The sequence below is a fragment of the Enterobacter cloacae complex sp. 402C9 genome, assembly GCF_050030745.1.
GTDB lineage: Bacteria > Pseudomonadota > Gammaproteobacteria > Enterobacterales > Enterobacteriaceae > Enterobacter > Enterobacter intestinihominis.
Map to the genome: position 1 here is coordinate 4,261,315 of NZ_JBLGUW010000001.1, position 8,822 is coordinate 4,270,136.

Sequence of the window (8,822 nt, forward strand, 5' to 3'; positions counted from 1 at the left end):
CTTACTCCTCAACTTTAACCATGAAGTAAACCGCGTTGACCATACCACGAACAGCAGGAGTATCCTCGCGCTCAACGGTATGACCAATACGACGCAGACCCAGGCCAAGCAGCGTTGCCTTGTGTTTCGGCAGACGACCGATTGCACTGCGGGTTTGAGTGATTTTAATAGTCTTTGCCATGGTCAATTACCCCAGAATTTCTTCAACGGATTTACCACGCTTGGCAGCGACCATTTCTGGAGAATTCATATTTTCCAGGCCATCAATAGTTGCACGAACCACGTTGATCGGGTTGGTGGAACCATATGCTTTAGCCAGAACGTTATGAACTCCAGCAACTTCCAGAACGGCGCGCATTGCACCACCGGCGATGATACCGGTACCTTCGGAAGCTGGCTGCATGAATACACGAGAACCCGTGTGAACACCTTTAACTGGGTGTTGCAGGGTACCGTTGTTCAGCGCGACGTTAATCATATTGCGACGGGCTTTTTCCATCGCTTTCTGGATCGCTGCTGGAACTTCACGCGCTTTACCGTAACCAAAACCAACGCGACCGTTACCATCACCCACTACAGTCAGAGCTGTGAAGGAGAAAATACGACCACCTTTAACGGTTTTAGATACGCGGTTTACCGCGATCAGCTTTTCCTGCAGTTCGCCAGCCTGTTTTTCGATGTGAGCCATCTTACACCTCTACCTTAGAACTGAAGGCCAGCTTCACGGGCAGCATCTGCCAGTGCCTGGACACGACCATGATATTGGAACCCGGAACGGTCAAAGGAAACATTGCTGATGCCTTTTTCCAGAGCGCGTTCTGCAACAGCTTTACCTACAGCTGCAGCGGCGTCTTTGTTACCGGTATACTTCAATTGTTCTGAGATAGCTTTTTCTACAGTAGAAGCAGCTACCAGAACTTCAGAACCGTTCGGTGCAATTACCTGTGCGTAAATATGACGCGGGGTACGATGTACCACCAGGCGAGTTGCACCCAGCTCTTTGAGCTTGCGGCGTGCGCGGGTCGCACGACGGATACGAGCAGATTTCTTATCCATAGTGTTACCTTACTTCTTCTTAGCCTCTTTGGTACGCACGACTTCGTCGGCGTAACGAACACCCTTGCCTTTATAAGGCTCAGGACGACGGTAGGCGCGCAGATCTGCTGCAACCTGACCGATCAGCTGTTTATCAGCGCCTTTCAGCACGATTTCAGTCTGAGTCGGGCATTCTGCAGTGATTCCGGCCGGCAGCGGATGCTCAACAGGGTGTGAGAAGCCCAGAGACAGGCCTACTGCATTCCCTTTGATAGCTGCACGATAACCTACACCAACCAGCTGAAGCTTTTTAGTGAAGCCTTCGGTAACACCAACAACCATTGAGTTCAGCAGGGCACGCGCGGTACCAGCCTGAGCCCATCCATCCACGAAACCATCACGTGGACCGAAGGTCAGAGCGTTATCTGCATGTTTAACTTCAACAGCTTTGTTGAGGGTACGAGTCAGCTCGCCGTTTTTACCTTTGATCGTAATAACCTGACCGTCGATTTTGACATCAACGCCGGCAGGAATAACGACCGGTGCTTTAGCAACACGAGACATTCTTTCCTCCGATTAGGCTACGTAGCAGATAATTTCGCCACCAAGACCAGCCTGGCGCGCTGCACGATCAGTCATAACACCTTTAGAGGTAGAAACAACTGCGATACCAAGACCAGCCATTACTTTTGGCAGCTCATCTTTTTTCTTATAGATGCGCAGGCCTGGGCGGCTGACACGCTGAATGCTTTCTACAACAGCTTTACCCTGGAAATACTTGAGAGTAAGTTCCAGTTCCGGCTTGGTGTCGCCTTCAACTTTAAAATCTTCGATAAAACCTTCTTCCTTCAGCACGTTGGCAATTGCCACTTTCAGCTTGGCGGAAGGCATGGTGACCGCAACTTTGTTCGCGGCCTGACCGTTACGGATACGGGTCAGCATATCCGCGATCGGATCTTGCATGCTCATCTGTCTTTACTCCCGTGATTCAATTGGTAATTACCAGCTAGCCTTTTTCAAGCCTGGTACTTCACCGCGCATGGCGGCTTCACGCAGTTTGATACGGCTCAACCCAAACTTGCCCACATAACCATGTGGACGACCTGTTTGACGACAGCGGTTACGCTGACGAGACGGGCTGGAATCACGCGGCAGAGACTGCAGCTTGAGAACCGCATTCCAACGATCTTCGTCGGAAGCGTTCACATCAGAAATGATCGCTTTCAGTTCAGCGCGTTTAGCGAAGAATTTATCAGCTAAAGCTACGCGCTTTACTTCGCGTGCTTTCATTGATTGCTTAGCCATTCAGTAACCCTACCTTACTTGCGGAACGGGAAGTCAAAGGCAGCCAGCAGAGCACGGCCTTCTTCATCAGATTTCGCAGTAGTGGTAATGGTAATATCCAAACCACGCACGCGGTCGACTTTATCGTAGTCGATTTCTGGGAAGATGATCTGCTCACGGACACCCATGCTGTAGTTACCACGACCGTCGAAAGACTTAGCGGACAAGCCACGGAAGTCACGGATACGTGGAACAGCAATAGTGATCAGGCGCTCAAGGAACTCCCACATGCGTTCGCCACGCAGAGTTACTTTACAGCCGATCGGATAGCCCTGACGGATTTTGAAGCCTGCAACAGATTTGCGTGCTTTGGTGATCAGCGGTTTTTGACCGGAGATTGCTGTCAGGTCAGCTGCTGCGTTATCCAGCAGTTTCTTGTCAGCGATCGCTTCACCAACACCCATGTTCAGGGTGATCTTCTCGACCCGAGGGACTTGCATGACAGAATTGTAGCTAAACTCAGTCATGAGTTTGTTAACTACTTCGTCTTTGTAGTAATCATGCAGTTTCGCCATCGTACTACTCCAAATTACTTGATAGTTTCGCTGTTAGACTTGAAGAAACGGACTTTTTTGCCGTCTTCGAATCTAAAGCCTACACGGTCAGCCTTACCGGTAGCCGCATTGAAGATTGCAACGTTAGAAACCTGAATAGCAGCTTCTTTTTCAACGATGCCGCCTGGTTGGTTCAGGGCCGGAACCGGCTTCTGATGTTTCTTAACCAGGTTGATACCTTCAACGACGAGTTTGCCGGAAGACAGAACATTTTTTACTTTACCGCGTTTACCTTTATCTTTACCGGTTAACACGATAACTTCGTCATCACGACGGATTTTCGCTGCCATGATTCGCTCCTTAGAGTACTTCTGGTGCCAGAGAGATAATTTTCATGAACTTCTCAGTACGAAGTTCACGAGTTACCGGCCCAAAGATACGCGTGCCGATAGGCTGCTCGCTGTTATTGTTTAAAATAACGCATGCATTACCATCGAAGCGAATGACAGAACCGTCAGGGCGACGAACACCCTTCTTGGTGCGCACCACTACCGCCTTCAGCACATCACCTTTTTTGACCTTACCACGTGGAATTGCTTCCTTGATGGTGATCTTGATGATGTCGCCTACGCCTGCGTAGCGACGGTGCGAGCCACCCAGAACCTTGATACACATTACGCGACGTGCACCGGAGTTGTCGGCGACGTTCAGCATAGTCTGTTCTTGGATCATTTTAGTGCTCCGCTAATGTCAACTACTACCTGAGACTCTAAAATCAGAGCCGTTAAAAAGCCCCATATCGAGGGCGCGGCATTATAACACCGCTTCTGCAATATGGGTAGAAAAAATAAACGGCTCATTGCTGAGCCGTTTATTCGTATTGAGAATGCGTACTCTATTACAGAACCGCTTTCTCTACAACGCGAACCAGCGTCCAGGACTTAGTCTTGGACAGTGGACGGCATTCACGGATTTCAACCTTGTCGCCGATACCACATTCGTTGTTCTCGTCATGTACGTGCAGTTTGGTCGTACGCTTGATGAATTTACCGTAGATCGGGTGTTTCACAAAACGTTCGATAGCTACAACAATGGATTTCTCCATTTTATCGCTAACAACACGACCTTGCAGAGTACGGATTTTATCGGTCATTACGCACCCGCCTTCTGAGTCAGTAAAGTCTTAACGCGCGCAACATTGCGACGCACTTGCTTCAGCAGGTGAGTCTGTTGCAGCTGGCCACTTGCAGCCTGCATACGCAGGTTGAACTGCTCACGCAGCAGGTTCAGCAGCTCAGCGTTCAGCTCTTCAACGCTTTTTTCACGCAGCTCTTTTGCTTTCATTACATCACCGTCTTAGTTACAAAGGTGGTTTTGATAGGCAGTTTCGCTGCTGCCAGGCCGAAGGCTTCACGGGCCAGCTCTTCCGGAACACCGTCCATTTCATAAAGGACTTTGCCCGGTTGGATCAAGGCAACCCAGTACTCCACGTTACCTTTACCTTTACCCATACGAACTTCCAGTGGCTTCTCGGTGATCGGTTTGTCCGGGAATACACGGATCCAGATCTTACCTTGACGCTTAACTGCACGGGTCATTGCACGACGTGCTGCTTCGATCTGACGTGCAGTCAGACGACCACGGCCAACAGCTTTCAGACCGAAAGTGCCGAAGCTAACATCCGTACCCTGCGCCAGACCACGGTTGCGGCCTTTGTGCACTTTACGGAATTTTGTACGCTTTGGTTGTAACATCAGCGACGCTCCTTATTTACGGCCTTTACGCTGCTGCTTTTTAGGTTGAGCAGCCGGTTTTTCCGGTTGTTCAACAGCAGCCATACCACCCAGGATCTCACCTTTGAAGATCCATACCTTAACGCCGATTACACCGTAAGTGGTGTGCGCTTCAGAGGTGTTGTAGTCGATGTCAGCACGCAGAGTGTGCAGCGGTACGCGACCTTCGCGGTACCATTCGGTACGTGCGATTTCCGCGCCGCCCAGACGGCCGCTAACTTCAACTTTGATACCCTTAGCGCCCAGACGCATTGCGTTCTGTACAGCACGCTTCATAGCACGACGGAACATAACACGACGTTCCAGCTGAGAAGTGATGCTGTCAGCAACCAATTTAGCGTCCAGTTCAGGCTTACGAACTTCAGCGATATTGATCTGTGCAGGAACGCCAGCGATATCCGCTACGACCTTGCGCAGTTTTTCTACGTCTTCGCCTTTCTTACCGATAACGATGCCAGGGCGAGCAGTGTGAATAGTCACACGGATGCTCTTAGCTGGACGCTCGATAACGATACGAGATACAGACGCTTTAGCCAGTTCCTTAGTCAGGTACTGACGTACTTTAAAATCGCTGTCCAGGTTGTCAGCGAATTCTTTGGTGTTCGCAAACCAGGTAGAGTTCCATGGTTTTACAATACCCAGGCGAATACCATTAGGATGTACTTTCTGACCCATTGCTAGTCTCCAGAGTCTCAGCGATCGGACACAACCACAGTAATGTGGCTGGTGCGCTTCAGGATGCGATCTGCACGACCTTTCGCACGCGGCATAATGCGCTTCATGCTTGGGCCTTCATCTACGAAAATTTTCGCGACTTTCAGATCGTCGATGTCAGCGCCATCGTTGTGTTCAGCGTTAGCAATGGCAGATTCCAGTACTTTCTTGACCAATACCGCAGCTTTCTTGTTGGTATAGGTCAGGATGTCCAGGGCCTGCGACACTTTCTTACCGCGAATCAGGTCAGCAACAAGGCGAACCTTCTGTGCAGAAGAACGAGCATGGCGATGTTGAGCTAAAGTTTCCATCTCTTCCTCCTACCTTATTTCTTCTTCGCTTTTTTATCAGCAGCGTGGCCGCGATAAGTACGAGTCGGTGCGAATTCACCCAGTTTGTGACCAACCATTTCGTCGGTAACAAAGACTGGAACGTGCTGACGACCATTATGGACAGCGATGGTCAAACCGATCATGTTAGGAAAGATCGTTGAACGACGGGACCAAGTGCGCAGGGGCTTCTTGTCTCCGCTTTCCACCGCTTTCTCTACCTTCTTCAGCAAGTGCAGGTCAATAAAAGGACCTTTCTTGAGAGAACGTGGCATGGCTTATCCTCTAAAATTATTTGCTACGGCGACGTACGATAAATTTATCAGTACGCTTGTTGCTGCGGGTCTTCTTACCTTTGGTCTGAACGCCCCACGGAGTTACCGGGTGCTTACCAAAGTTACGACCTTCACCACCACCATGTGGGTGATCGACTGGGTTCATCGCAGTACCGCGAACGGTAGGACGAACACCACGCCAGCGTGCAGCACCAGCTTTACCCAGAACGCGCAGCATATGCTCAGCATTGCCAACTTCGCCCAGAGTAGCGCGGCAGTCTGCTTCGACTTTACGCATTTCACCAGAACGCAGACGCAGGGTGACATAAGCACCGTCACGCGCAACGATCTGAACGTAAGTACCCGCGGAACGCGCCAGCTGACCGCCTTTACCTGGTTTCATTTCTACGTTATGAACGGTAGAACCAACCGGGATATTGCGCATCGGCAGGGTGTTGCCTGCTTTGATTGCAGCATCAACGCCAGACTGAATCTGGTCGCCAGCTTTCAGGCCTTTAGGGGCCAGGATGTAACGGCGTTCGCCATCTTTGTACAGAACCAGCGCGATGTTCGCGGAACGGTTCGGATCGTACTCAAGACGCTCAACAACTGCTGGGATACCGTCTTTGTTGCGTTTGAAGTCAACAATACGATAAGCCTGCTTGTGGCCACCACCGATGTGACGAGTGGTGATACGGCCATTGTTGTTACGACCACCGGATTTGCTGTTTTTTTCCAGCAACGGAGCAAAAGGTTTGCCCTTGTGCAGCTCAGGGTTAACCACTTTAACTACGTGGCGACGACCCGGAGATGTCGGTTTACATTTAACAACTGCCATTGTATTACTCCTCCGACTTACTCAGCGCCGCCAACGAAGTCCAGGTTCTGGCCTTCTTTCAGGGTGACGTAAGCTTTTTTCCAGTCGCTACGACGACCGATACGCTGTCCGTGACGTTTAACTTTCCCTTTAACTACCAGGGTGTTAACGACTTCGACTTCGACTTCAAACAGTTTCTGCACAGCAGCTTTGATCTCTGCTTTGGTCGCGTCTTTAGCAACTTTGAGAACGATGGTGTTTGTTTTTTCCATCGCAGTAGACGCTTTTTCAGAAACGTGCGGTGCGCGCAGCACCTTCAGCAGACGTTCTTCACGAATCATGCCAGCATCTCCTCAACTTGCTTAACAGCATCAGCAGTCATTACGACTTTGTCGAAGGCGATCAGGCTAACCGGGTCGATACCAGTCGCGTCGCGTACGTCAACCTTGTGCAGGTTACGCGCGGCCAGGAACAGGTTCTCGTCCAGCTCACCGGTGATGATCAGCACATCTTCCAGAGCCATGTCTTTCAGTTTCTGTGCCAGCAGCTTAGTTTTAGGCGCTTCAACAGAGAACTTCTCGACAACGATCAGACGATCCTGACGTACCAGTTCGGACAGGATGCTTTTCAGCGCGCCGCGGTACATCTTTTTGTTAACTTTTTGACTGTGGTCCTGTGGACGCGCAGCGAAGGTCACGCCACCTGAACGCCAGATCGGGCTCTTGATAGAACCTGAACGCGCACGGCCGGTACCTTTCTGGCGCCATGGCTTTTTGCCTGAACCAGTTACTTCAGCACGAGTCTTCTGAGCACGAGTACCCTGACGAGCACCAGCTGCATAAGCAACAACAACCTGGTGAACCAGCGCTTCGTTGAAATCACGACCGAAGGTAGTTTCGGAAACAGTCAGCGCGCTCTGCGCGTCTTTCAATACTAATTCCATTGCTATCCCCTTACGCCTTCACAGCTGGTTTAACGATCAGGTCGCTACCGGTTGCACCCGGGACCGCACCTTTAACCAGCAGCAGGTTGCGCTCAGCGTCAACACGTACTACGTCCAGGCTCTGAACGGTTACACGTTCGTTGCCCAGCTGACCTGCCATTTTCTTGCCTTTGAACACTTTGCCCGGAGTCTGGTTCTGACCGATAGAACCCGGAACGCGGTGAGACAAGGAGTTACCGTGAGTAGCGTCCTGGGTACGGAAGTTCCAGCGCTTAACGGTACCAGCAAAACCTTTACCTTTAGAGGTACCGGTTACGTCAACTTTTTTAACGTCAGCAAACAGCTCAACGCTAATGTCCTGACCTACGGTGAACTCTTCGCCTTCAGCAAGACGGAATTCCCACAGACCACGGCCAGCTTCTACGCCAGCTTTAGCGAAGTGACCCGCTTCTGGTTTGGTTACACGGTTAGCTTTTTTAGCACCAGTGGTCACCTGAACAGCGCGGTAGCCATCGTTAGCCAGATCTTTAACCTGGGTAACGCGGTTTGCTTCAACTTCGATTACGGTTACTGGGATTGAAACGCCATCTTCAGTGAAGATGCGGGTCATGCCCACTTTTTTACCGACTAAACCAATCATTGTATCAACCTCTCAATCGCTCGATGACCTGATTAACCCAGGCTGATCTGCACGTCTACACCGGCAGCCAGATCCAGACGCATCAGAGCATCAACGGTTTTCTCAGTTGGCTCAACGATGTCAACCAGACGCTTGTGAGTGCGGATCTCGTACTGATCACGCGCATCTTTGTTAACGTGCGGAGAGATCAGAACGGTAAAGCGCTCTTTGCGGGTCGGCAGCGGGATCGGACCACGGACTTGCGCACCAGTGCGCTTAGCAGTCTCGACGATTTCCGCGGTTGATTGATCGATCAGACGATGATCAAACGCTTTAAGGCGGATACGGATTCTTTGGTTCTGCATGAGACCAGAGCTCCAATTATTTTATAAACGAAAATGATTACTCCTCAAACCCATTACGATTGATGGGAGAGTGTAACCGTTCTTACGTAGCTCC

20 protein-coding genes are annotated in these 8,822 nt (G+C 50.6%); all 20 read right to left on the bottom strand.

Annotated elements, in window-relative coordinates; all coding sequences use genetic code 11:
* Position 1: 1 nt before the first annotated feature.
* On the bottom strand, positions 2 to 181 hold the full coding sequence (gene rpmD, locus ACQG1K_RS20310; protein WP_003863301.1) for a 50S ribosomal protein L30: 180 nt from the start codon (positions 179 to 181) through the stop codon (positions 2 to 4).
* Between the two features lie 6 nt (positions 182 to 187).
* Entirely contained in the window at positions 188 to 688 is a 501-nt protein-coding gene (rpsE, locus tag ACQG1K_RS20315; protein WP_003863299.1) for a 30S ribosomal protein S5, read from the bottom strand.
* A 14-nt stretch (positions 689 to 702) separates the two neighbouring features.
* Positions 703 to 1,056, bottom strand: a complete 354-nt coding sequence (gene rplR / locus ACQG1K_RS20320) for a 50S ribosomal protein L18 (protein WP_003863297.1) — start codon at positions 1,054 to 1,056, stop codon at positions 703 to 705.
* A gap of 9 nt (positions 1,057 to 1,065) precedes the next feature.
* Positions 1,066 to 1,599: a 50S ribosomal protein L6 gene (rplF, locus tag ACQG1K_RS20325; protein WP_003863296.1), complete on the bottom strand. Its 534-nt coding sequence runs from the start codon at positions 1,597 to 1,599 to the stop codon at positions 1,066 to 1,068.
* Between the two features lie 12 nt (positions 1,600 to 1,611).
* The gene (gene rpsH, locus ACQG1K_RS20330; protein ID WP_006178918.1) at positions 1,612 to 2,004 is read right to left on the bottom strand and encodes a 30S ribosomal protein S8; all 393 of its coding nucleotides are present in this window, start codon (positions 2,002 to 2,004) and stop codon (positions 1,612 to 1,614) included.
* A gap of 30 nt (positions 2,005 to 2,034) precedes the next feature.
* Positions 2,035 to 2,340, bottom strand: coding sequence for a 30S ribosomal protein S14 (gene rpsN / locus ACQG1K_RS20335; RefSeq protein ID WP_003863291.1), 306 nt, complete (start codon positions 2,338 to 2,340; stop codon positions 2,035 to 2,037).
* Positions 2,341 to 2,354: 14 nt separating this feature from the next.
* On the bottom strand, positions 2,355 to 2,894 hold the full coding sequence (gene rplE / locus ACQG1K_RS20340; protein WP_022649589.1) for a 50S ribosomal protein L5: 540 nt from the start codon (positions 2,892 to 2,894) through the stop codon (positions 2,355 to 2,357).
* A gap of 14 nt (positions 2,895 to 2,908) precedes the next feature.
* Complete coding sequence (gene rplX, locus ACQG1K_RS20345) at positions 2,909 to 3,223, bottom strand: 50S ribosomal protein L24 (protein ID WP_003863287.1); 315 nt, start codon at positions 3,221 to 3,223, stop codon at positions 2,909 to 2,911.
* Positions 3,224 to 3,233: 10 nt separating this feature from the next.
* Entirely contained in the window at positions 3,234 to 3,605 is a 372-nt protein-coding gene (gene rplN, locus ACQG1K_RS20350) for a 50S ribosomal protein L14 (RefSeq protein ID WP_002919748.1), read from the bottom strand.
* 166 nt (positions 3,606 to 3,771) lie between these two features.
* Positions 3,772 to 4,026, bottom strand: coding sequence for a 30S ribosomal protein S17 (gene rpsQ / locus ACQG1K_RS20355; protein ID WP_002438707.1), 255 nt, complete (start codon positions 4,024 to 4,026; stop codon positions 3,772 to 3,774).
* Positions 4,026 to 4,217, bottom strand: a complete 192-nt coding sequence (gene rpmC, locus ACQG1K_RS20360) for a 50S ribosomal protein L29 (protein WP_003863282.1) — start codon at positions 4,215 to 4,217, stop codon at positions 4,026 to 4,028. Before rpmC ends, rpsQ begins: the two co-directional genes overlap by 1 nt.
* Complete coding sequence (gene rplP / locus ACQG1K_RS20365; protein WP_002919759.1) at positions 4,217 to 4,627, bottom strand: 50S ribosomal protein L16; 411 nt, start codon at positions 4,625 to 4,627, stop codon at positions 4,217 to 4,219. Before rplP ends, rpmC begins: the two co-directional genes overlap by 1 nt.
* A 12-nt stretch (positions 4,628 to 4,639) precedes the next feature.
* Positions 4,640 to 5,341 carry a 30S ribosomal protein S3 gene (gene rpsC / locus ACQG1K_RS20370; protein WP_000529945.1) on the bottom strand — a complete coding sequence of 234 codons (702 nt, stop codon included), beginning with the start codon at positions 5,339 to 5,341 and terminating at the stop codon, positions 4,640 to 4,642.
* Positions 5,342 to 5,358: 17 nt separating this feature from the next.
* On the bottom strand, positions 5,359 to 5,691 hold the full coding sequence (rplV, locus tag ACQG1K_RS20375) for a 50S ribosomal protein L22 (protein WP_002919773.1): 333 nt from the start codon (positions 5,689 to 5,691) through the stop codon (positions 5,359 to 5,361).
* Between the two features lie 14 nt (positions 5,692 to 5,705).
* Positions 5,706 to 5,984 (bottom strand): 30S ribosomal protein S19, encoded by a 279-nt coding sequence (rpsS, locus tag ACQG1K_RS20380; protein ID WP_001138117.1) that lies wholly within the window; start codon positions 5,982 to 5,984, stop codon positions 5,706 to 5,708.
* Positions 5,985 to 6,000: 16 nt separating this feature from the next.
* Positions 6,001 to 6,822, bottom strand: coding sequence for a 50S ribosomal protein L2 (gene rplB, locus ACQG1K_RS20385; protein WP_000301859.1), 822 nt, complete (start codon positions 6,820 to 6,822; stop codon positions 6,001 to 6,003).
* A gap of 17 nt (positions 6,823 to 6,839) precedes the next feature.
* Entirely contained in the window at positions 6,840 to 7,142 is a 303-nt protein-coding gene (gene rplW / locus ACQG1K_RS20390) for a 50S ribosomal protein L23 (protein WP_000617546.1), read from the bottom strand.
* A complete protein-coding gene (gene rplD, locus ACQG1K_RS20395; RefSeq protein WP_000424395.1) occupies positions 7,139 to 7,744 on the bottom strand; it encodes a 50S ribosomal protein L4 in 606 nt (201 codons plus the stop codon). The genes rplW and rplD overlap by 4 nt, the downstream gene beginning before the upstream one ends.
* Before the next feature lie 10 nt (positions 7,745 to 7,754).
* The gene (rplC, locus tag ACQG1K_RS20400) at positions 7,755 to 8,384 is read right to left on the bottom strand and encodes a 50S ribosomal protein L3 (RefSeq protein WP_006178923.1); all 630 of its coding nucleotides are present in this window, start codon (positions 8,382 to 8,384) and stop codon (positions 7,755 to 7,757) included.
* Positions 8,385 to 8,416: 32 nt separating this feature from the next.
* Positions 8,417 to 8,728 (bottom strand): 30S ribosomal protein S10, encoded by a 312-nt coding sequence (gene rpsJ, locus ACQG1K_RS20405; RefSeq protein WP_001181005.1) that lies wholly within the window; start codon positions 8,726 to 8,728, stop codon positions 8,417 to 8,419.
* Positions 8,729 to 8,822 lie beyond the last annotated feature (94 nt).

Bases quoted from the DNA above. Each gene is read 5' to 3' on its own strand.
- rpsN (WP_003863291.1), bottom strand. From the start codon at position 2,340: ATGGCTAAGCAATCAATGAAAGCACGCGAAGTAAAGCGCGTAGCTTTA.
- rplD (WP_000424395.1), bottom strand. From the start codon at position 7,744: ATGGAATTAGTATTGAAAGACGCGCAGAGCGCGCTGACTGTTTCCGAA.
- rplB (WP_000301859.1), bottom strand. From the start codon at position 6,822: ATGGCAGTTGTTAAATGTAAACCGACATCTCCGGGTCGTCGCCACGTA.
- rplF (WP_003863296.1), bottom strand. From the start codon at position 1,599: ATGTCTCGTGTTGCTAAAGCACCGGTCGTTATTCCTGCCGGCGTTGAT.
- rplP (WP_002919759.1), bottom strand. From the start codon at position 4,627: ATGTTACAACCAAAGCGTACAAAATTCCGTAAAGTGCACAAAGGCCGC.
- rpsJ (WP_001181005.1), bottom strand. From the start codon at position 8,728: ATGCAGAACCAAAGAATCCGTATCCGCCTTAAAGCGTTTGATCATCGT.
- rpmC (WP_003863282.1), bottom strand. From the start codon at position 4,217: ATGAAAGCAAAAGAGCTGCGTGAAAAAAGCGTTGAAGAGCTGAACGCT.
- rpsE (WP_003863299.1), bottom strand. From the start codon at position 688: ATGGCTCACATCGAAAAACAGGCTGGCGAACTGCAGGAAAAGCTGATC.
- rpsH (WP_006178918.1), bottom strand. From the start codon at position 2,004: ATGAGCATGCAAGATCCGATCGCGGATATGCTGACCCGTATCCGTAAC.
- rplX (WP_003863287.1), bottom strand. From the start codon at position 3,223: ATGGCAGCGAAAATCCGTCGTGATGACGAAGTTATCGTGTTAACCGGT.
- rplE (WP_022649589.1), bottom strand. From the start codon at position 2,894: ATGGCGAAACTGCATGATTACTACAAAGACGAAGTAGTTAACAAACTC.
- rpmD (WP_003863301.1), bottom strand. From the start codon at position 181: ATGGCAAAGACTATTAAAATCACTCAAACCCGCAGTGCAATCGGTCGT.
- rpsS (WP_001138117.1), bottom strand. From the start codon at position 5,984: ATGCCACGTTCTCTCAAGAAAGGTCCTTTTATTGACCTGCACTTGCTG.
- rpsC (WP_000529945.1), bottom strand. From the start codon at position 5,341: ATGGGTCAGAAAGTACATCCTAATGGTATTCGCCTGGGTATTGTAAAA.
- rplV (WP_002919773.1), bottom strand. From the start codon at position 5,691: ATGGAAACTTTAGCTCAACATCGCCATGCTCGTTCTTCTGCACAGAAG.
- rplR (WP_003863297.1), bottom strand. From the start codon at position 1,056: ATGGATAAGAAATCTGCTCGTATCCGTCGTGCGACCCGCGCACGCCGC.
- rplW (WP_000617546.1), bottom strand. From the start codon at position 7,142: ATGATTCGTGAAGAACGTCTGCTGAAGGTGCTGCGCGCACCGCACGTT.
- rpsQ (WP_002438707.1), bottom strand. From the start codon at position 4,026: ATGACCGATAAAATCCGTACTCTGCAAGGTCGTGTTGTTAGCGATAAA.
- rplC (WP_006178923.1), bottom strand. From the start codon at position 8,384: ATGATTGGTTTAGTCGGTAAAAAAGTGGGCATGACCCGCATCTTCACT.
- rplN (WP_002919748.1), bottom strand. From the start codon at position 3,605: ATGATCCAAGAACAGACTATGCTGAACGTCGCCGACAACTCCGGTGCA.